21 protein-coding genes and 1 tRNA gene are annotated in these 19,341 nt (G+C 60.4%); 17 read left to right on the top strand and 5 right to left on the bottom strand.

From position 1 onward, the window contains the following. Positions 1 to 99: 99 nt before the first annotated feature. Positions 100 to 375: a 50S ribosomal protein L27 gene (rpmA, locus tag ACODRW_RS00150; protein ID WP_019099926.1), complete on the bottom strand. Its 276-nt coding sequence runs from the start codon at positions 373 to 375 to the stop codon at positions 100 to 102. Between the two features lie 12 nt (positions 376 to 387). After that, on the bottom strand, positions 388 to 699 hold the full coding sequence (rplU, locus tag ACODRW_RS00145; protein WP_039753142.1) for a 50S ribosomal protein L21: 312 nt from the start codon (positions 697 to 699) through the stop codon (positions 388 to 390). A 230-nt stretch (positions 700 to 929) separates the two neighbouring features. Here rplU and ispB point away from each other — a divergent pair, with 230 nt between their 5' ends. The 14 genes from ispB to ACODRW_RS00075 all read left to right on the top strand — a co-directional run bounded on the left by ispB (position 930) and on the right by ACODRW_RS00075 (position 13,026). Then, positions 930 to 1,859, top strand: a complete 930-nt coding sequence (gene ispB / locus ACODRW_RS00140; RefSeq protein WP_199226037.1) for an octaprenyl diphosphate synthase — start codon at positions 930 to 932, stop codon at positions 1,857 to 1,859. Positions 1,860 to 1,876: 17 nt separating this feature from the next. Beyond that, a tRNA-Arg gene (locus ACODRW_RS00135) sits at positions 1,877 to 1,951 on the top strand. A gap of 185 nt (positions 1,952 to 2,136) precedes the next feature. Beyond that, positions 2,137 to 3,381, top strand: coding sequence for a tyrosine-type recombinase/integrase (locus ACODRW_RS00130; protein ID WP_488904908.1), 1,245 nt, complete (start codon positions 2,137 to 2,139; stop codon positions 3,379 to 3,381). After that, positions 3,369 to 4,328 (top strand): hypothetical protein, encoded by a 960-nt coding sequence (locus tag ACODRW_RS00125; RefSeq protein WP_488904907.1) that lies wholly within the window; start codon positions 3,369 to 3,371, stop codon positions 4,326 to 4,328. The genes ACODRW_RS00130 and ACODRW_RS00125 overlap by 13 nt, the downstream gene beginning before the upstream one ends. A gap of 521 nt (positions 4,329 to 4,849) precedes the next feature. Then, on the top strand, positions 4,850 to 5,068 hold the full coding sequence (locus ACODRW_RS00120; RefSeq protein WP_081557029.1) for a helix-turn-helix transcriptional regulator: 219 nt from the start codon (positions 4,850 to 4,852) through the stop codon (positions 5,066 to 5,068). Between the two features lie 25 nt (positions 5,069 to 5,093). Then, on the top strand, positions 5,094 to 5,819 hold the full coding sequence (locus ACODRW_RS00115; protein ID WP_488904906.1) for a hypothetical protein: 726 nt from the start codon (positions 5,094 to 5,096) through the stop codon (positions 5,817 to 5,819). A gap of 12 nt (positions 5,820 to 5,831) precedes the next feature. Continuing rightward, positions 5,832 to 6,809, top strand: coding sequence for a P2 family phage major capsid protein (locus ACODRW_RS00110; protein ID WP_488904905.1), 978 nt, complete (start codon positions 5,832 to 5,834; stop codon positions 6,807 to 6,809). Positions 6,810 to 6,821: 12 nt separating this feature from the next. Beyond that, positions 6,822 to 7,100, top strand: a complete 279-nt coding sequence (locus tag ACODRW_RS00105; RefSeq protein ID WP_488904904.1) for an Ogr/Delta-like zinc finger protein — start codon at positions 6,822 to 6,824, stop codon at positions 7,098 to 7,100. A gap of 494 nt (positions 7,101 to 7,594) precedes the next feature. Next, the gene (locus ACODRW_RS00100; protein WP_162897132.1) at positions 7,595 to 7,771 is read left to right on the top strand and encodes a hypothetical protein; all 177 of its coding nucleotides are present in this window, start codon (positions 7,595 to 7,597) and stop codon (positions 7,769 to 7,771) included. Then, on the top strand, positions 7,768 to 8,076 hold the full coding sequence (locus tag ACODRW_RS00095) for a DUF1484 family protein (protein ID WP_488904903.1): 309 nt from the start codon (positions 7,768 to 7,770) through the stop codon (positions 8,074 to 8,076). The genes ACODRW_RS00100 and ACODRW_RS00095 overlap by 4 nt, the downstream gene beginning before the upstream one ends. Before the next feature lie 90 nt (positions 8,077 to 8,166). Then, the gene (locus ACODRW_RS00090; protein WP_488904902.1) at positions 8,167 to 9,189 is read left to right on the top strand and encodes a DUF7146 domain-containing protein; all 1,023 of its coding nucleotides are present in this window, start codon (positions 8,167 to 8,169) and stop codon (positions 9,187 to 9,189) included. Next, the gene (locus ACODRW_RS00085) at positions 9,176 to 10,930 is read left to right on the top strand and encodes a DUF927 domain-containing protein (protein WP_488904901.1); all 1,755 of its coding nucleotides are present in this window, start codon (positions 9,176 to 9,178) and stop codon (positions 10,928 to 10,930) included. The genes ACODRW_RS00090 and ACODRW_RS00085 overlap by 14 nt, the downstream gene beginning before the upstream one ends. A gap of 364 nt (positions 10,931 to 11,294) precedes the next feature. Then, complete coding sequence (locus ACODRW_RS00080; protein ID WP_488904900.1) at positions 11,295 to 11,903, top strand: hypothetical protein; 609 nt, start codon at positions 11,295 to 11,297, stop codon at positions 11,901 to 11,903. 106 nt (positions 11,904 to 12,009) lie between these two features. Continuing rightward, positions 12,010 to 13,026, top strand: a complete 1,017-nt coding sequence (locus ACODRW_RS00075; RefSeq protein ID WP_488904899.1) for an FRG domain-containing protein — start codon at positions 12,010 to 12,012, stop codon at positions 13,024 to 13,026. Positions 13,027 to 13,909: 883 nt separating this feature from the next. On the opposite strand, the gene ACODRW_RS00070 is transcribed toward ACODRW_RS00075, so the two are convergent. Next, a complete protein-coding gene (locus ACODRW_RS00070) occupies positions 13,910 to 14,872 on the bottom strand; it encodes a LysR family transcriptional regulator (protein WP_488904898.1) in 963 nt (320 codons plus the stop codon). Between the two features lie 84 nt (positions 14,873 to 14,956). Between ACODRW_RS00070 and ACODRW_RS00065 the strand changes: the two genes are divergently transcribed. The 3 genes from ACODRW_RS00065 to ACODRW_RS00055 are packed head-to-tail and all read left to right on the top strand — an operon-like array spanning position 14,957 to position 17,461. Further along, complete coding sequence (locus ACODRW_RS00065; RefSeq protein WP_488904897.1) at positions 14,957 to 16,489, top strand: MFS transporter; 1,533 nt, start codon at positions 14,957 to 14,959, stop codon at positions 16,487 to 16,489. 14 nt (positions 16,490 to 16,503) lie between these two features. Then, a complete protein-coding gene (locus tag ACODRW_RS00060; RefSeq protein WP_488904896.1) occupies positions 16,504 to 17,004 on the top strand; it encodes a hypothetical protein in 501 nt (166 codons plus the stop codon). Positions 17,005 to 17,008: 4 nt separating this feature from the next. Then, positions 17,009 to 17,461 (top strand): GNAT family N-acetyltransferase, encoded by a 453-nt coding sequence (locus ACODRW_RS00055; RefSeq protein ID WP_488878537.1) that lies wholly within the window; start codon positions 17,009 to 17,011, stop codon positions 17,459 to 17,461. On the opposite strand, the gene ACODRW_RS00050 is transcribed toward ACODRW_RS00055, so the two are convergent. Continuing rightward, positions 17,458 to 18,519 (bottom strand): ATP-binding protein, encoded by a 1,062-nt coding sequence (locus ACODRW_RS00050; protein ID WP_488904895.1) that lies wholly within the window; start codon positions 18,517 to 18,519, stop codon positions 17,458 to 17,460. The genes ACODRW_RS00055 and ACODRW_RS00050 overlap by 4 nt on opposite strands. After that, a complete protein-coding gene (locus ACODRW_RS00045) occupies positions 18,516 to 19,253 on the bottom strand; it encodes a response regulator (RefSeq protein ID WP_107801976.1) in 738 nt (245 codons plus the stop codon). Before ACODRW_RS00045 ends, ACODRW_RS00050 begins: the two co-directional genes overlap by 4 nt. Between the last annotated feature and the right edge of the window lie 88 nt (positions 19,254 to 19,341).

The raw sequence follows: 19,341 nt of genomic DNA, 5'->3' as shown, positions 1-19,341 counted from the left end.
TCAGGATGGACTCGCGGCCACCCTCACGCCTTGCCCCTCAGGGTATGAAAAAAGCCCTATCGCAGGATAGGGCTTTCTCGGTCACTAGAAAGCGAAAAATTATTCGCCGTCTACGCCGGTGTACGGAACCACATTAACGATCTTGCGCTTCATTGCACCTTTAATGGTGAATTCAACGTAACCGTCAACCTTGGCGAACAAGGTGTGATCCTTGCCCTGACCAACGTTTTCACCTGCGTGGAAGCGGGTGCCGCGCTGACGCACGATAATGGAACCTGCCGGAATCAGTTCGCTGCCGTAAACCTTAACGCCCAGGCGTTTGGCTTCGGAGTCACGACCGTTGCGGGAGCTACCGCCTGCTTTTTTGTGTGCCATGACTGTTTATCCTTACTTCGAAATCGCGTCGATGCGGATTTCGGTGAAGTTTTGACGATGACCCTGATGTTTCTGGTAGTGCTTACGACGACGCATCTTGAAGATGCGGATCTTGTCGCCACGACCGTGGGAAACAACGGTGGCCTTAACAGTGGCGCCGGCAATCATCGGGGCGCCTACAACAACCTGTTCACCGTCAGCAATCATCAGCACTTCTTCAAGTACGATCTGGCTGTCGACGTCTGCAGGTATCTGTTCTACTTTGAGTTTTTCACCAACGACAACTTTGTACTGCTTGCCGCCGGTTTTTATGACCGCATACATTCGCATGAGCTCCTGAATATAAAAATCTCGCCGCCTATTGCGGGAGAACGCGAAACTATACGGACACCCCGTCAACTTGTCAATGATTTCATCGACTTAGTCCTAAGGAGTACGCCCCGTGGCGGCTGGAGGGGCTTTTCTGGTAACATTCCAGCCTTTGGCGTACCCATCTCAAATAACTGGTTGAAATCGTGTCCACCCCGCTTTTCCGTACACTGATAGCCGACGACATGCAGGCCGTAGACCGCGTCATCCGCGCCCGGCTGCACTCCGACGTCGTCCTGATCCGCCAGGTAGCGGAATACATCATTTCCGCCGGCGGCAAACGCCTGCGCCCGGTGTTGACGCTGCTGTCCGGCCGCGCGCTGGGTCACGGCGGCGAACAATTGCACGAGCTGGCGGCGATGATCGAATTCATCCACACCGCCACCTTGCTGCACGACGACGTGGTGGACGAATCCGACCTGCGCCGCGGCCGCGAAACCGCCAATGCGCTGTTCGGCAACGCCGCCAGCGTGCTGGTGGGGGACTTCCTCTACACCCGCGCCTTCCAGATGATGGTGACCACCCGCAATATGGACATCCTGGCGGTGATGGCGGAAGCCACCAACATCATCGCCGAGGGCGAGGTGCTGCAGCTGCTCAATATCGGCAACACCGACGTCACCGAAGACGAATACCTGCGCGTGATCAAGTACAAGACCGCCAAGCTGTTTGAAGCCTCCGCCCGCGTGGGCGCGCTCAGCGCCGGCGCCAGCGCCGAACAGGCGCAGGCGATGGCCGAATACGGCATGTACCTGGGCACCGCTTTCCAGATCATCGACGACGTGCTGGATTACAGCGGCGACGCCGACACCATAGGCAAGAGCCTGGGCGACGATCTGGCCGAAGGCAAGCCGACCCTGCCCTTGATCTACACCATGCGCAACGGCGGCCCGGAAGCCTCCGCCACCGTGCGCGACGCGCTGGAACACGCCAGCCGCGATCGTTTCCAGGACGTGCTGGCTGCGGTACAATCCTGCGGCGCGCTGGACTACGCCCGGGCGGAAGCGGTCAAGGTGGCCGAACAGGCCGTGGCCGCGCTGGCGCCGATTCCGGAATCGGACACCCGTCAGGCCTTGGTGGAATTGGCCCGCCTGTCGGTGGACCGCAGCGCCTAAGCCAAGCTTTTCACAGCGTCTCCGTAGTTAAATGGATATAACGGCCCCCTCCTAAGGGGCAGTTACAGGTTCGATTCCTGTCGGGGGCGCCACTTACACTTCCAAAGCAGTCCGAGAAAGTCCAAAAACCCGCGCCAAATAAGGATTTGCGGGTTTTTTTACGTCCAGAATCGTCCAAACAGATCCATTGAAAGCCGGGGGCACATGGGGGCATACTTGGGGGAACCACTAAAGGGGGCACATTTCGATGCCCCCAAATGCACCCGAGACCCTGCCCATGCCCCTGACCGATACTGCCTGCAAGACGGCCAAACCGAGAGAGGACGGCAAGCCGCTTCGCCTGTCCGACGAAAAAGGCATGTACCTGGAAGTCATGCCCAACGGCTCCAAATACTGGCGGCTGAAGTACCGCTTCAACGCCAAGGAAAAGCGCCTGGCCCTGGGCGTCTACCCAGAGACCACGCTGAAAGAGGCACGTCAGAAACGAGACGATGCCCGCCGGCTGCTGGCCAATGGCGAAGACCCAGGCGAGCAGCGCAAGCTGGTAAAGATACTGAAGCAGGCCGCGACGGCCAACACGTTTGAAGCCATCGCGCTGGAGTGGCATGAAAGAGAAAGCCACGAATGGTCCGCCGCCCACAGTGAGCGCGTTCTGTCAGCCATGAGGGCCCACATTTTCCCCTACATCGGCGACAGACCCATCAACGACATCCGCCCTCTTGAATTGCTGGAGGTGCTGCGCAAGGTGGAAAGCGCCGGCAACATCGACACCACCAAACGCCTGCGACAACGCTGCTCAGCCGTCTTCCGCCTGGCCATCCTGACCGGCCGCTGCGACAGCGACCCGGCTGCGCAGCTAACCGATGCCCTCAAGAGCCAGCAATCCACCCCTCGCAAAGCTCTGATGCGCGAGGACATCCCCGCTTTCCTCGAAGCGCTGGAGAAATATGACGGGAGCGTGCAAACTAGGTTAATGATGAAGCTCATGCTACTGACCTTCACCCGCGTCGGAGAAATGGCCATGGCCCGATGGGAGGAGATCGACTTCGACAAGGCGCTGTGGACCATCCCGCCGGAACATCGCAAGCTGCCGGAGAAATCCAAGAAAACGGCCCCACCGCACCTCGTCCCACTTTCCACGAAAGCCTTGGACGTGCTGCGCCAACTCCATGCCATCAGCGGCGGCCGCGAACACATCTTCCCCAACCGCAACAGTCCACGCCGCCACATGTCCCCGGAAACCTTGCGCCGCGCTCTTCACAGCATGGGCTTCAGGGGCAAAGCCGATGTCCACGGTTTCCGTTCTACAGCATCTACCATCCTAAACGAAGAAGGCTTCAATCCTGATGCGATTGAGCGCCAGCTATCTCATCTAGAAACAAACAAGGTGCGAGCAGCTTACAATCGCGCAGAATATATGGAAGAGCGCAAAAAGATGATGCAGTGGTGGGCTAATTTTCTAATAAGCCAGACAGCAGAACATCACAAATCAAAAAACAAGGACCTACCATGTCAATTTTAAGAAATGCAATTGAATCTATTCAGATCGGCGTTGAGGACTATGAAGATACAGATGCACGCAGAAGTGTCTCCGCCGTTCGTAATATATTTGCCGGCTTACTATTACTTTACAAAGAGAAACTTTGCCGCCTATCACCCGAATACGACAAAGAGCTCTTGATAAAGCAAAACATCCACCCAACAACCAACGAAAATGGGGATATCATATTTCAAGGGAAAGGGCACAAAACCGTTGACGTCCAAAATATTAAAGAGCGATTTTCAAACTTAAACGTAAGCACCGACTGGAGAAGGTTTGACGATATAAACAAGGTGAGAAATGACCTAGAACATTACTACACCGAAAAAACGGCAGATGCCATCCGAGAAATTATTGCCAAATCATTTTTACTAATACGCGACTTCCTACATACAGAGCTGCAAGAAAACCCAGCAGAGCTTATTGGTCAAGAATGTTGGGAAACACTACTTACAGTGAGTGATGTATATGAAGCAGAAGTCAGAGACTGCGAAGAGTCCATTGGAAAAATTAATTGGAGATACGAATCAGTAGAAAACTCCATCAAACATTTACGCTGCCCCAAATGCAAATCAGCCCTAATCCAAGCACCCGACCAAGATGATGAATATCCGGACATACATTTGACATGCAAATCATGCAGCCATGAATTTCAATTCTCTGATGTAATCGAGGAGTGCATTGAGGAGCATCTTGCTGTAGAAGAATATATATCGATTAAGGACGGTGGCGATTATTTATATGAACAATGCCCTAACTGCGGAAAAAAAACATTCATTCATATGGAAGGCTGCTGTGTAGCTTGTGAGCAAGAATTAGACTACTCAGAGTGTGAAAGGTGTGGAGCGGACCTATCAATTGATGAACAAGACAACGCTGGCCTTTGTAGTTACTGCCAATACACATATGAAAAAATGCTTGATGACTAAAAAGTTTTCGAAAGAATAGTACCTCCAGCTCAATCATGTATCCATTCCCCAGCGCGCGCTATCGAAGCCCCGCCTCGCCCCCGCACTTCATAGGCCGCTAATCATGCAGCTGCATGAACCCGTGCCAGGCCCTTGCCGTATGGCCTGGCGCGCCCTTGTCCCCCTGCCCGGATTCATGCGTTTTCATGCACGCTATGCATGCAGTCGCCCTGTTCGCTGACCATCCCCTCTTCGCGTTTTCCTGCCGCCCCCCGTTTCCTTGCCGCTGAGTGCGTCCTAGCACGTCCACCGCCGTCCGATGCCGTTCCATGGTGGGCCATTTTGCGCCCGCGTCCTTGTTTTCCCGCCCGTCGTCAATAGCAAAATCCGCGTTTTTTTGGCATTTCAAATTTTTTTGTTGTGTGGGAGCGCGGCACAACCCAACCCCCAAACCCGGTTTGTCATTTCTGAAATACTGCGTTCGCTGATCGGCGTATCCGATGCCATCCACTGATATCCACCTCCACCAACAAGGACGCTTCATGACCGCTGTTGCCGCTTCGCCCTCCTCTCAACCGCTGCGCTTTCTGCGCTTGCCGGAAGTCATCGCCACTTGCGGCCTGTCCCGCTCGTCGGTGTACGACGCCATCAAGCAGGGCCGTTTCCCGGCACCGGTGCCGCTGGGCGGCAAGAGCGTGGCCTGGCTGTCCTCTGAAATCGAGAGCTGGATGGCGGGACGCATCGCGGCCCGCCGCGCCTAACCCCACAACTTCCCGGACTCAGACCATGCATATCCAGAACCCCACCACCCAAACCCGTCTCGCCGCGGCCGTGGCCGAGCTGGCCGAACGCCAGACCGCTTTTGAACACGCACTCGACGCCTGGCAGCAGTTGACCAGCCAGACCACCCGCCGCGAGCACACCGCCGCCGCGCTGCGCATGGAGGCCGAGCAGGCACGCAAGGATTGCCGCCAGGCGATGCGCCAAGGCCTGGGCATCCCCACCAAGGCGGTGCGCGAGCTGAAGCACAAGGAAATCGCCAATCTGGCCTTGGCCGAGGAAACGCTGAAGATTGCCGAGGAAGAGAAGATTCAAGCCGAAATCCAGCATGAAGCGCTGTTCGAGCAGCGCAAGGCGCTGGCCGAGGCGCGCGACGCGCTCCAGCGCCAGTACTGGGACGCGGTGCTCGACGATCACCTGCCCCAATGGGGCGAGCAACTGCCGGTGCTGACGCTGCTGCTGACCCAAGCGCCGCCGGCCTGCATCGAGCGTGTGTTCGGCAGCGCAGACTGGCACCGCGAGGAAGAGCAAGTCCATGCCGTGCTCAAGCCCGGCGCGCTGCAGCAGACGCTGTGCAACGCCGCCCCGGCGGCCCCGGACGACCTGCTCGCCCGCTTGAACCAGCCGCTGCCGCCGCTGGCCACCCCGCCGCTACAGCAACACAACGTGATTGCCCGACAGCGATACCAAGCCCAGCGCGACGCGCAGTACCAAGCCCTGATCAACCGCTAACCGAGACGAGACATGCAGAACCCCACCCGCCACGCGCTGAACCAGTTCATCGACCGCTATTACCATGAGTTGGAGCAGTACCGCGCCCAGGACAGCCTGTTCGCCACCCCCACGCCCCAAGCGGCGCAAGCCCGCCTCAACGCGCTGAAGGCCCGCAGCCGGCTGCTGTCCGCGATTAATCTGCTCGGCGTCTCCGACATCCGCGGGCAGGCCAAACACTTCGATCTCGCCGGCACCTTGGCCGCCACCGTCGACACCCAGCGCCATGAACGCCAGCCGGCCGGCAAGACCTGGCGGCCGGCGCAATACCACTGCCAGCAAACCAACTTCGACGCCGCCTTCAGTTACGACACGCTGAACGCCTGGTGGAGCGAGAGCCAGACCCCGGCCGGCTTTGAAGCCCGCGCGCGGCAGGCGCTAGAACGCCGTATCCTGCTGGACCGCATCATGATCGGCTTCCACGGTCTGCAGCGCGCGCCGAACTCGAACCGGGCCAGCCACCCACTGTTGGAAGACGTCAATATCGGCTGGCTGCAGCAGATCCGCGAACAAGCGCCGCAACACTGGATCGAGGGCGCCCGTATCGGCGAGAGCGAACGTTTCCGCTCGCTGCATCGCCTGGTGCGCTATGCGCTCAAGCAGCGGCTGGCCCCGGCGTGGCGCGATGATCCCGGCCTGGTGGTCCTGGTGGGCGCGGACTTGCTGCCGGATGCGGTCTGCGACGCGAATCCCCAGGACGACCTGGTGTTTCACAAACAGCGCCTGGGCGGGCTGCAGGCCGCCAGCGCCGCCTTCTTCCCCGGCGACAGCATCTTGATTACCCGGCTGGACAACCTGTCGCTGTACTTCAATCAACACGCCAGCCGCTACCACTACCATGAGGAGCCGTCGCTGAACCGGGTGGAGTTCTACCATGCCAGCCACGACGCCTACGTCGTCGAAAACCTCGCCGCCTGCGTGTTGATTGACGCCGTTGAAATCGTTGACTGAGGAGACTGCATCATGGCCTTCCCTTGCCCCTTATGCGGCGCGGTGTCGCGGGTGCGGACCAGCCGCATGCTCAGCGCCGCGACCAAGGAGAATTACTACAACTGCAGCAACGATGACTGCTGCCACCAGTACAAGACGCTGGAGGGCGAGCCGATCACCCTGGCCCAGCCCATCCACGGCGGCGCGCGGATTCCGCCGGAGCGGCTGCGCCCCTTGCCGGGCCTGTCGCCCTCGCCTCGGCAAGCGCTGATCGTGACGCCCGGCCGCCTGCGTCATCGCGCCCTAGGCTAAGCGCCATGGCTCGCCGGCCGGCGGGCCATGTATCCCTCCCTGAAATTGACCTTGAATATCGTCGGCTGAAATGGATTTAATTCACTTATTTAATATTGAATGGCGGCTTTATTGATATGCCCGCTAAAACCCGGCCCCATTCCCAATGACTCTGCTCCACGCTTTAGAAATATCCACCCCGATGAAATGCGCGAACCCTATTCCCCACCCCCGCCAGCGAATTGACAAGCCCGCTCGATTGCTGCACCATCTTTACGTCGCATCTAAAACAGCGACCGGGATTGGCGTCCCGATTACGAAGGCGGATGGCCGCCTATTGCGGCATTTTTTACGTCCGTCACACACCCTTGGTGCGTCTTCTTCTATGGCGGGCCTCGGTGGGAGCGTGCATGCACGCGCCGGTTCCTTCGTATCGGTACGCCAATCCCGCCCTGTGCCTGCCACCCCCGATTGGCGTCGGGATGGCAAGCGTAACGCTTACGAAGGAGGCCTCCATGCCTAGCATCACCCTGCGCGCTTTCCGCGCCCTATTTCCACGCACCACCCGTCCCGTTTCCACGCTGCCCAACGAAGCCGAAGCCCGTGCGCTCGCCGCCTTGCTGGTCGCCCAGGGTCAACGCGCCTTGATTCATCGCACCGCCGCCGGTTTCGCCGTGGAGGTGCTGGCATGAACGCCCTGATCCTGTCCGCCGTCCATCACCAACTGGCCCAGCTGCAGCAGCTGGCCGACACCCCCGAACATGCCGAGCTACGCGAGCCGCTGAGCCAACTGGCCAGCCTGTGCCGCCGCATCGAACACACCGTCAGCGCCGGCGTCTCTCGCCTGACGCGCACCGGCGACGGCCTGCAGGGCCTGGTCGAGTTGCTGGACTGCGCCGAGAACCAGTCACTGCCGGCGCAACGCCTGGCCGGGCTGCTGGCGCCGCTGCAGCAACAAGTCATCGACGCCAGCGCCGACATCGGCCAACTGCTCTAAGGACCAGACCATGACCGCAAGAATCCCTCTCCCGCGTACCGGGCGAGACGCCCCCGGCTTGTCTGGCGTCATCGATGAGGAGGCCCAACGATGAGGCTCGATCTCGCGCAATTGCGCCAGCAGGCCCGCGACCGCTGGCCGGACATCCTGATGGCCCTGGGCATTCCGGCCGAGGTCTTTACCAAGCGCCGCAATCAGCCTTGCCCGGCCTGCGGCGGCAGCGATCGTTTCGAGTGGATCGACAAGGGCAGCGGCCGTTTTGTCTGCCGCGCCCTGGACAGCCTGGGCGGCGACGGCTTTGTCTTGGCGCAGCATTGGCTAGGCGGTGACTTCTTCCACGCGGCGCAGGCCGTCGCCCAGGTCTTGAACGGGGCGAAGGAGGAGCCGGCGCGCGTGGCGGCCGCCCCTGCGACCACGCATCCACGACGCGACCAACGCGAGCGCCTGGCGCAGCTGTGGCGCGCGGCGCGGCCAGTAAAAGCTGATGACCCGGTCGGCCGCTATCTGATGCGCCGAGGCTTGAGCCTGACCACTTACCCCCGCTCGCTGCGCTATCACCCGGCCTTGGCCTACTGGATCACGCTGCACGGCCGGCCGCAGCGGCTGGGCCACTTCCCGGCGATGCTGGCGCTGGTGACATCGCCACAGGGTATCAACGTGGGCTTGCATCGCACCTGGCTGACCTTTGACGGCCACAAGGCCGCACTACTCCACCCCGTCAGCGGCGAAGCGCTGCCGGCCAAGAAACTGGCCTTGGGCCGTTCCGGCGATCTGTCCGGCGCAGCCGTTCGGCTGTATCCGCCCACAGACGGCCGGCTGGCACTGGCCGAGGGCATCGAAACCGCGCTGGCGGTGTGTGAGGCCAGCGGGCTGCCGTGCTGGGCGGCGCTGTCGGCCTGGGGACTGTCGCATGCGGTGTTGCCGGATGAAGTCACCGATCTGTTTGTGATGGCCGACAACGACGCCAACCAGGCCGGCCAGAACGCCGCCCGGCGCTTGGCGCGGCGGATGCAGGATGATGGCCGACAAGTCCATCTGCTAATACCCGAGCAGCCGGACAGCGATTGGCTAGATGTGTTGAACGAACAAGGAGAATCCCATGGGCAGCGCTGACAAGCAGGCTTTGGCGATGGCCGCGAAGGCCCCGGCGCTGGCCATTGGCCCGCGTTATGACGTGAACCGCGACGGCGTGCATTACATCGCCGTCAAACGCGACCGCGATACCGGCGAGCTGTTGGAGCAGCCACCGGAATGGCTCAGCGACAAGATGGAGCTGCTGGGCTGCGGGACGGATGCGGATGGCAACCATCACCGCATCGTCAAATGGCAGCGCCAGGGCAATGGCGAAGTCATGACCACCGCCTTGCCCAGCGCCGACATTGGCGAGCGCGCCGGCTGGGCGCTGCTGCGTAAAGGCGGCCTAACGCTGACCACCGACCGCGGCGGCCAGGCGCGTCTGGCCCACTGGCTGCAGCGCGAAGGCTCCACCGAGTGGCACGACATCGTCAATATGTCCGGCTGGCAACATGGCGCGTTTGTGCTGCCGAACGGCGACATCATCGGCCGCCCCAACCGCAAGATGCATTTCAACGGCCGCCCCAAGGACGCCAGCGCCTACCATCCGGCCGGCAGCCTGGCCGATTGGCAAAGCACCGTCGGCGCGCTGGCGCTGGGCAACCCGCTGGCGATGACGACCATTGCGTGCGCGCTGGCCGGCCCGCTGCTGGCCTTGTGCGGGGCGCGGGACGGCATCGGCCTGCATCTGTACACCAATTCCTCGTCCGGCAAGAGCACCTGCGCCGATACCGCCGCCAGCATCTGGGGCGACCCGCAGCGCACCTTGCACACCTGGTCCGGCACCGCGCTAGGGCTGACCAATGAGGCCGAAGCCAGCAACGACATGATGATCTATCTGGATGAAGTCGGTTCCGGCGACGCGCGCAAGATCGGCCCGGCCATTTACAGCATGCTGAACGGCGTGTCCAAGCTGCAAGGCGCGAAGGAAGGCGGCAACCGCGCCGCCCGTTCGTGGAAGCTGACCATGATTTCGACTGGCGAAGTGGCGATGAGCCAGTACCTGACCGAAGGCGGCCAGACGCCACGCGGCGGGCAGGAAATCCGCCTGCTCGACATCCCGGCCGATACTGGCTCCTATCGCGCCTTCGACCACATCCACGGCCGCAGCAATGGCGAAGTCTTCGCCGACGAGCTGACCCGGCATGCGCGCAGCCATTACGGCACCGTCGGCCGCGCCTTCGTCGCCTGGCTGCAGGATAACCGGGCGGCGGCGGTGCAGTGGGTGGAGCAGTCGCAACAGCGCATGCTGGCAGCCGTGCCGGAGGGGGCCGCTCCGACTGTGCGCCGCGCCACCCGCAAATTCGCCATCCTGTCGGCGGCCGCCGAGATGGCCAGCCATGCCGGCCTGACCGGCTGGACGGTGGAACAGGCGATTCAAGGCGTGGAAACCACCTGGCAGCGCTGGATGCAGGCTTTCGGCATCGAAGACCGCGACGACGCGCGTCTGATCGACCAGGCTGCCGCCGTATTGCAGGCCAGCCAGTACGCCCGCTTCGTACTGCTGCCGATGAATGACAGCGACCCGCTGGTGCCCAACCTGATGGGCTACAAGCGCTACACGCTGGAAGGCGAAGCGGTGTTTCTAGTGACGCCGGGCGCGTTCAAGGGCGAAGTCATCGCCGGCTATGAAGTGCGGCATGCCTGCGAAGTGCTGTACCGGGCGGGGATGCTGCAACGGCCCAAGGGTCGCGCCGGTTGGACCGTGCATGGCGGCAAAGGCGTGGGCCAGGTCTACCGCATGCAGTTGCATCCACACGACAGCGAAACGGAAGAGTAAGCGCAAAGTTTCTCACGTGAGGCCAAACCCACTGCCAACACTGCCAACGCTGCCAACACCTCTCCAATAGACTGATTTATATAGATTTATCTGTTGGCAGTGAGTTGGCAGTGTTGGCAGTCAATTGGCAGTTCATCCACCCCATCCCGCCCAGTTGGCAGTTCACCCCAGCCAGTTGGCAGTGCTTTAGTCGCCACTGCCAACAACTAAACCCATACCAATCAGCAACTTACAGACGAGTTGGCAGTGTTGGCAGCGTTGGCAGCGGTTTTTGCTACATACGTAAGAAAAAAGAAGCGCGGTTTAAAATCAATCGGCATATCATTTAAGGTGAATTGTGCCAGCCTAGATACAAGGACATCGCATGGCGAAGACCCACTACACCCGCGAACAACTGGACCGCGCGAAAGCGCTGATCGGGGAAGAATGGCCCAACAACTTGGGCGACGAGAAGCTACAAGAGCTGTTGGCAAACACCGTCAAGTATAGGGCCAAGAATCTGACCTTAAGCGGCGAGACGCCGGACCCGATGACCGGCATCGACTACGACCCCAAGCGCCAGGCCGACCAAACCTTGGTAAAGGGCCTATCGCTACAACGAATGCTGTTCGAAGCGCTGCACCCAGGCATCAGCCTGCCCACCTACCCCGAACGCGAAGCCGAGAAGACCGCCGCCAGGGTGCAACTGCAAGACGCCAGCTTGCCGCTGGCCGAACGCACCCAGGCGGCCCAGCGGGTCATTGCCATGCACTACGCCCGCTCGGTATGGGATGAACTCGACCACAAACAGCCGCTGAGCTTTCTGCACCATCCCAGCCTGACAGAATACACCGCCCACTACCTGCATTCTTCCCCTGATTTGGCCTACACCCATTTTGGATATGATGTGGCGCAAACACTGCTAGACCAACATCCCCAGCCTGACCTTTTACAGATTGAGACAGGCTTGAGCCATTACCAAAAAATACGATAAAGCGTATTAGTTTTTTTGAGAGAGGCTCTAGTCAGCCACAAAAAAATGGGCTTTAGAATTGATCTATAACAAAGACTTACAGGCAGCATTTATAGGACAAGCCAAAATGAAAATAGTCTCTGCCTCGACACTATTGGAAATCTCGAAGAACTATGAAGATCACAGAGTACGCCGTGAGGGTAGCTGGTATGGCTATACTGAAGAAAAAACCTGGGGAGCATTCCCTTTTGCTGTTTCTTATCTATATAGAGGGCAGAATACCCGCCATACTCCGATGCTCCCTTTAATTGCGAGAGGTTTACAATCGACTGAAATCAGAGAGATATGGAACTGCTCCATCTCTGACCAAGCAAAGATAATTTTTCGATTAGCTCAATCATGGTGGTTTTCTCGCGAACTTGAACACCACCCAATTTCACACAATGCTGCGCGTCACAATTTGGATTTGGATCCAATTGCACTCGCACAACACTATGAAATTCCGACTGGATATCTTGATCTCTCTGATGACTTCAATGTCAGTGCATTTTTTGCAACCTGCCGCAAGACCAAGAATGGCTGGGAACCTGTCAATACAGGCACAGGCATTATTTACCGAGTTAAACTCAACTCATTTAAAACCCCTTTCGGTCGCTACATTCCACTTGGCCCTCAACAATTACCGCGACCAAGTGAGCAGTGTGCGTGGGTGACTGAACTTCCCCTCGGTCATTCATTTGAGGGATGGCCAGATGTCGACATGCTGCTATTTCACCATGACCAATATATCGGAGAGCATTTTCTAAAAATGTACGAAGGTGGAAAATGCCTATTTCCACCTGATCCACTTTCCAATATTGCGGAAGAAATACTTTCTTGTCGTGAAATTCCTGTAGACCTTGTCGACGCAGCTTTTGAATCATTTGCTAATGATCCAAGTGGAATTCTAAAGGAAAATATACCAGTTTTACGTAAGGAAATCGCTTTACTGGCAACTATGGTAAGCTATAGAAGGCTTCTCACGGACCAGCTGATTTCTCCTTTTCTTGCAGACAAAGAGTGGCGTGAAAAAACACTTTCAGACGTCAATGTAAAATGGCGTGCGATCCGCCGCATACCAATTTCAAAAGATGAAAAAATCTAAAAACATGAAATCAAAGGCTAATCCCACCACCACCTAAAACAATAACCAATATTTTGACCACTCACACCTAATTTATTAATATTGCTCATACAAAGCAACACAACATCCATCTAGATCCAGAAACTATCACACTACAAGTCAAATAACCTAAAGTATAAAGCAACAAACAGCCCTATCGTATCCATTCGCACATGTAAATATTTTTATCTTCACTCCATCTTGGAGCCTGAATAACACTCACTCCAAGAGATTGGCCACGAAAGTAGGGTTGGTCACCCATCAATAGCCGAGTAAATCACTGACGGGCCATTTTGCAGTTCGGAGTTTGCTAGCGGACACAAGAGCCATCATCTACTAGCCTAAATGTCAAATATTTTAACTTAGCTGGATCGGTTATATCGATCACTCAGCTGCGAATGTGATCTTCGCCCCCGGAGCCAACATAGTCTGTCGGAGATGGCAATCTTTTATGTGTCTATATGGAATCGGCGCATCTAGACTATTTGTCCAAGTCAACCTTCCTATTGCCTGATTATCTAGGCTAGTTTAAACATTAGGCGCTTCACTGCCTCTATCACATTATCAATGTCACCCCAATCAATTATATCATTATCATTAAACTGACCAGTAACGAGTTCTAGGCCAATGATTGGCTCAAGTAAACGTCTAGCTGCCGTATAGCGCCATGAGTGGTCTAACTCCCATAGTAATACTATCAACTGGGGGCACAAACGGGGGCACCAACAAAATAGTCAAAATATATATCCCATAAAAATCAGAATATTATAAATTCAATTCAATCCCTGTCGGGGCGCCACCTCTGCTCGCAAAGCAGCAAGCGCCGCAGATCAAACAAGCCGCGACCGGCAACGGCGCGGTTTTTTTACGCCATGTCCTCCCCCTCAGCGCCGTCCGGCGCGATCCGGCCGCCCGTGCACAGCCCGGCCAGCTCGGTCCTCACGAATTGATGCACCGGATCGTCGTTCACCCTGGGATGCCATAACAACTCCACATCGATCCGCAAGCTCGGCTCGTCTATCTGCGCGCGCGCCATGCCCGCCTGATGCCGGCCGACGATGGCGCAGACCACGGAGGGCAGCACCGCCACCGCCGGCACCGCCGCCAGTATCGGCGGGATGGCCAGCAGGCTGGCGGCGCGCGCCAGGACGCGGCGCTGCAAGCCGCGCAGTTGCAGGTAATGGTCTATCAGGCTGAGCGCTTCGCCGATGTAAGAGGTGTAGACATGCGGCCAGGCCGCCACTTCCTCCGCGCCCACCACGGCCGGCAATTGCAGCTGTCCGCGGTGATAGAGGCAGGCGAAGCCGCTGCGCAGCAGGGTCTGGCGTTCCAGCCGGGGCGTGGGGAAGGGAAAGTAGCCGACGGCGTAATCAATCTGCGCCGACTCCAGCGCCGCCAGCGCCTGAGCGGCGGACAAGGCCGCCACATCCACGCTCAGGCCCGGCGCCCGCTCGCGGCAGGCCCCGAGCAAGCCGGGCAGCAAGGCGGCTTCCAGCGCGTCCGGCAAGGCCAGCCGCACCGTTCTTTCCACTGTTTCCAGGTCCACGGGCCGCTGCCGGAACAGGCGCTCGCCGGCGCCCAGCCAGGCTTCCAATTCAGGCAGCAAGGCTTCGGCGAACGGGGTGGGCATCATGCGCTGGCCGTGCCGGTACAACAAGGCGTCCTGCAACTGCTCCCGCAGCTGCTTGAGCAGATGGCTGACCGCCGGCTGCCCCAGGCACAGCAGCCGCGCGCTCTGGCTGACGCTGCGCGTGCTCAGCAGCGTGTGCAAGGCCACCATATTGTTGAGATCCAGGCGGCGCAGCCAGACCGCGTCTATATCAGTCATTTCGATAAATACCATGTAAACAATCGATTTCATTGAATTATAGCCGGCTCCGATAATGGGGATACCCTCCCGAGTCCCGAGCCCATGAACGCCGAACGCACGCAAGCCACGCCCTGGTATCTGATTTCCATCATGCTGATCGCCTGTCTGGAGTTCTTCCAGAACGGCCTGCTCAACTTCGCCTCCAGCCAGGTGATGGGCGGCGTGGGCGCCGCGCCGGAGGAGTTCAGCTATGCGGCCATGGCTTACGCCAGCGCCGCCGTTCTGGTGCTGTTGCAGCACGAATGGCTGAGCCGCCGCCTGGGCATGCGGCGTTATATCCGCCTGTCCATCATCGTGTTCGGCGTCGGCGCGCTGACCTGCGGTTTCGCCAATGGCCCCAGCCAGCTGATACTGGGGCGGGCGCTGCAAGGCCTGGGCGGGGCGGCTTTCTTCACCGCGGCGCGGGTGGAAGTGAACGCGCTGACAGACAAGAGCAAGATGCTGGGCCTGCTCTGTTTCGGCTATGCGCTGATGCTGGGCTCCGCCTGCGGCCCGCTGCTGGGCGCAGAACTGATCAGCCGCCAGGACTGGCGCTGGATTTTCTTCGCCATGCTGCCGGCGCTGGCGCTGGCCTGGCCGGCCACCCGGCTGCTGAGCCAGCGGGCGGAGCCGGCCCATCCGCACACCCAGGGCGCGCGCGCCTTCCTGTGCATGATTGTCGGCGTGCTGGCGCTGCAATGGCTGATTCAACAGCTGCCCTACGATTTCTTCTCCCGGCCCGAATGGCTGCTGGCCATCCTCGCGCTGGCCTTGTTGGCCGGCTGGGGCTGGCAATACCACCGCCGGCGGCGCCCGCTGCGCAAGAAAGCCCTGCTCCAGCTGCGCTACCTGGCCGGCCTGGGCTTTTACAGCTGCTGCTATCTGCTGGTTTCCGCCAACAGCTACATCCTGCCGGTGATGGCGCAGCAGGCGCTGGGCTTTGATCTGCCGACGACCGGGCGCTTGCTGTCGGTGAGCTTTGTCGCCGGTATCCTGTTTTCCACGCTCTACGCCTTCTTATTGCTCAAGCGCCGGGCGCGCGGCGTGCGCGCCATGATGGCGGCGGCCTGCTGCCTGCTGCTGCTCTACGGCGTGCTGATGTCCGGCCTCAATCAAAACGCGCCGGCCAGCCTGATCGTAAGCATCCTGATCTGCAACGGCGGCTTCATGTCCCTGTTCATCATGGCGGTGGCGCAGGCCACCTTCAGCCATATCGATCAGCCCGACTTCGCCCGCGCCTACCAGACCAAGAACATCGTCCGTCAGCTGTCGCTGTCCATGGGGGTGGCCGCCAGTACAGTGTTTCTGCAAGCGCGCAACGCCTTGCACTACCAGCGCCTGTCCGAGGGCTTCAGCGTGCTCAACCCGGCGTTCAACGCCGCGCTGGACCAATTGCAGCAAGCCTTGCCGGAGCTGAGCGCCAAACAAAGAATGGCCGTGCTGGCGGGACAGCTGACGCAGCAATCGCAATTGCTGTCCTGTCTGGACTTCTTCCGGCTGGAATGCGTGATGGCCATAGGTCTTATAGTGATAGTGCTGTGGCAGCAAAGCCTGGGCCGGCAAGACTCCGGCCCGGCCGCATCCAAGCCTTTATGAGCAAGGAGATCCAAATGCTATATGGACTCACCCCGCTGGGGATCTTTCATACCGCCATCAGCCTGCTGGCGGTCGCTTTCGGCGCCATCGCGCTGTGGCGCGACGGCAGGATCAGCCCGCGCAATCGCCTGGGCCAGGCTTATGTGATCGGCACCGTGATCAGCTGCGTCACCGCCCTGGGCATTTTTCAGCACGGCGGCTTCGGCAAGCCGCACGCCTTGGCCCTCATCACGCTGGTCGTCCTGCTGCTGGCGCTGCTGGCGGAGTTCAAGGGCCTCTTCGGCGGCAAGGCCGCCCATGCGTCCGCCGTCGGCTTGTCCGCCACCTTCCTGTTCCATTGGATTCCGGCCGTCACGGAAACCTCCACCCGGCTGCCCTTGGGCCATCCCCTCTTGTCCAGCCCCGACGCGCCCGCCCTCCAGATCGCCACCGGCGTCCTGCTGCTGCTCTTCATCGCCGGCGCCGCCCGGCAGTGGAAAACCATCAATGCGGCCTTGAAAGCGGGCGCGGGATGACCACATGCAAGCCATGCTCAAACTGGATCTCAAGATACGAGCCGCGCAAGCGGCGGACCTGCCGGCCCTGATCGGCGTCGACGCCATCGCGCAGCGGGACCCCGCCCGACGCAGGATGCTGGGCGAGGCCATCGCCGCGCAAAGCTGCTGGCTGGCCGAGGCCGAGGAGGCGCTGGGCTATGGCATTCTGGACCGCTCCTTCTTTCAACAGCGTTTCATCCCGCTGCTGATGGTGGCGGAAACCGCCAGAGGCCGCGGCGTGGCCAGCGCCTTGATGGCGGAGTTTGAAAGGCGATGCGCGGGCGACAAGCTGTTCACCTCCGCCAATGAATCCAATCTGCCGATGCGGCGCTTGCTGGACAAGCTGGGCTTCCGGGAAAGCGGACGCATCGACAATCTGGACGACGGCGACCCGGAGCTTGTGTTCATGAAGCGGGCTGCGCGCCCAGCCGGTTAAGACGCCGGCTGCGGCCAGCTCAGCTCAAAGCGGCTGCCGCCGCCCACGCGGCTGCAACGGGCCTCGCCGCCGTGAGCCAGCGCGATGGCGGCCACCACGGCCAGCCCCAGGCCGCTGCCGCCCTTGCCGCTTTGCCGCGCCGCGTCAGCGCGACGGAAGGCCTCGAAGGCGTGCGGCGCGAAATCGTCTGGAATGCCCGGCCCCTCGTCCTCCACCCGCAAGCTGCACAGGCCGTTCTCCATGCGCAGCCGCACCCGCACCAGGCCGGGTTGGGCGTAGCGGCGCGCATTGTCCAGCAAGGCCAGCAGCGCCTGACGGATGCGCACCGGATCGCAATGCGCCGGGCGCTCGTCCAGATCCAGCACCGCCTGCAAGCCGGCCGCCAGCAAGGCGTCCTCGAACACCTCCACCACCGCGCGCACTTCGGCGGCCAGATCGGTGTCTCGCATCTCTATGTCCAGATGCCCGCTTTCCGCCAGGCTGATCACGCGCAAGTCCTCGATCAGATGCGCCAGGCTCTCCACCTGGGCCAGCAGCCGGCGGAACTGGTTCTCGTCCGGAGTGAACACCCCTTCCGCCAGCCCTTGCAGCCGTCCGCGCAGCACCGTCACCGGGGTGCGCAGCTCATGGGCGATGGCGGCGTTCCAGAACGCCTGTTCCTTGGTCATGCGCTGCAACTGGTCCGCCAGCGCGTTGAAGTCGTCGGCCAGCGCCGCCGCCTCGCGCAGCGAACGGTCCCCGGCCGCCGCGCGCGCGTCCAGATCGCCCTGGGCCACACGGCGTATGCCCTCCGCCACCGAGTTGAGCGGCACCAGGATGCGGCGCGCCAGACGCAGGCCCATCACCACCGACAGCGCCAAGCCCGCCACGGTGCTGGACAGCAGCCACACCCACTCCGGCATCGTCATCTTCCAGCCCGGCGTCTCGAAATGCACCGGCCAGTAAGTCATCGCCACATAGTAGAAAGTGAAGCCGGTCACCACCACCAGCACCGTCACGCAGAAGGCCATCGTCGCCATCGACAGCGCAATCTGCCGGCTCAGCCCCTCCAGCCTCATTCCGCGCCCCACAGCTTGTAGCCCACGCCACGCACGCCCACCGGCACGCCGTCCACGCCGCACTCCTCCAGCTTCTTGCGCAGCTTGCTGATGTGGCTGTCCACGGTGCGCTCCAAGGCGTCGCCTTCCGGCAGGCAGGCGGCCAGCAGCTCGGCGCGGCTGAACACCCGCCGCGGCGCGCGCGCCAGTTGCGCCAGCAGTTTGAATTCGGTCAGGGTCAGCGTCAGCACATGGCGCTGCTTGCCGGCCTGCACCGCCACTTCGTGGTTTTCCAGATCGATCTCGAACGGCTCCGCGCGCAGCACGCGCGGCTCCGCCTGACGCGCGCCGGACATGGAGCGGCGCAGCACCGCCTGCGTGCGCGCCACCACCTCGGCGGGATTGAAGGGTTTGACCACGTAGTCGTCCGCGCCGATGCGCAAGCCCATCAGCTTGTCGATGTCCTGGTCCAGCGCCGTCAGCATGATCACCGGCGTGTCGCCGCGGTGGCGGATTTCCGCCAACACCTGCCAGCCGTCGGCCCGCGGCATCTGCACATCCAGCAAGACCAGATCCGGCTTCAGCGACAGATGCAGCTCCAGCGCCTGCCGGCCGTCCGCCGCGTGCGCGCAGCGCATGCCGCTGCGGGTCAGATAGGCGGTGAGAATCTCCGCGATCTCGGGTTCGTCTTCAGCGACGAGGATCAAGGCCTGACGGTCTTGAGCCCCGCCGGACGGTCGCATTGTCTGAGTCATGGCGCCGATTTCGCATCCTGTTTGCATCTCCATCGAATCTCCATGCTACCACACGAAAAACCCCATCCGGCCCCGGCATACTGCCGCA

Source organism: Chromobacterium sp. FG89 (assembly GCF_057808735.1).
Note: the sequence above shows the minus strand (reverse complement) of the source record. Positions and strands in the feature narration are given on the sequence as shown.

Coding starts and splice junctions, on each gene's coding strand:
- ACODRW_RS00065 (WP_488904897.1), top strand. CDS start 14,957: ATGAACGCCGAACGCACGCAAGCCACGCCCTGGTATCTGATTTCCATC.
- ACODRW_RS00085 (WP_488904901.1), top strand. CDS start 9,176: ATGGGCAGCGCTGACAAGCAGGCTTTGGCGATGGCCGCGAAGGCCCCG.
- ACODRW_RS00105 (WP_488904904.1), top strand. CDS start 6,822: ATGGCCTTCCCTTGCCCCTTATGCGGCGCGGTGTCGCGGGTGCGGACC.
- ACODRW_RS00090 (WP_488904902.1), top strand. CDS start 8,167: ATGAGGCTCGATCTCGCGCAATTGCGCCAGCAGGCCCGCGACCGCTGG.
- ACODRW_RS00075 (WP_488904899.1), top strand. CDS start 12,010: ATGAAAATAGTCTCTGCCTCGACACTATTGGAAATCTCGAAGAACTAT.
- ACODRW_RS00095 (WP_488904903.1), top strand. CDS start 7,768: ATGAACGCCCTGATCCTGTCCGCCGTCCATCACCAACTGGCCCAGCTG.
- ACODRW_RS00055 (WP_488878537.1), top strand. CDS start 17,009: ATGCAAGCCATGCTCAAACTGGATCTCAAGATACGAGCCGCGCAAGCG.
- ACODRW_RS00100 (WP_162897132.1), top strand. CDS start 7,595: ATGCCTAGCATCACCCTGCGCGCTTTCCGCGCCCTATTTCCACGCACC.
- ACODRW_RS00110 (WP_488904905.1), top strand. CDS start 5,832: ATGCAGAACCCCACCCGCCACGCGCTGAACCAGTTCATCGACCGCTAT.
- ACODRW_RS00060 (WP_488904896.1), top strand. CDS start 16,504: ATGCTATATGGACTCACCCCGCTGGGGATCTTTCATACCGCCATCAGC.
- ACODRW_RS00115 (WP_488904906.1), top strand. CDS start 5,094: ATGCATATCCAGAACCCCACCACCCAAACCCGTCTCGCCGCGGCCGTG.
- rpmA (WP_019099926.1), bottom strand. CDS start 375: ATGGCACACAAAAAAGCAGGCGGTAGCTCCCGCAACGGTCGTGACTCC.
- ACODRW_RS00070 (WP_488904898.1), bottom strand. CDS start 14,872: ATGACTGATATAGACGCGGTCTGGCTGCGCCGCCTGGATCTCAACAAT.
- ACODRW_RS00045 (WP_107801976.1), bottom strand. CDS start 19,253: ATGACTCAGACAATGCGACCGTCCGGCGGGGCTCAAGACCGTCAGGCC.
- ispB (WP_199226037.1), top strand. CDS start 930: ATGCAGGCCGTAGACCGCGTCATCCGCGCCCGGCTGCACTCCGACGTC.
- ACODRW_RS00080 (WP_488904900.1), top strand. CDS start 11,295: ATGGCGAAGACCCACTACACCCGCGAACAACTGGACCGCGCGAAAGCG.
- ACODRW_RS00050 (WP_488904895.1), bottom strand. CDS start 18,519: ATGAGGCTGGAGGGGCTGAGCCGGCAGATTGCGCTGTCGATGGCGACG.
- ACODRW_RS00130 (WP_488904908.1), top strand. CDS start 2,137: ATGCCCCTGACCGATACTGCCTGCAAGACGGCCAAACCGAGAGAGGAC.
- rplU (WP_039753142.1), bottom strand. CDS start 699: ATGTATGCGGTCATAAAAACCGGCGGCAAGCAGTACAAAGTTGTCGTT.
- ACODRW_RS00120 (WP_081557029.1), top strand. CDS start 4,850: ATGACCGCTGTTGCCGCTTCGCCCTCCTCTCAACCGCTGCGCTTTCTG.
- ACODRW_RS00125 (WP_488904907.1), top strand. CDS start 3,369: ATGTCAATTTTAAGAAATGCAATTGAATCTATTCAGATCGGCGTTGAG.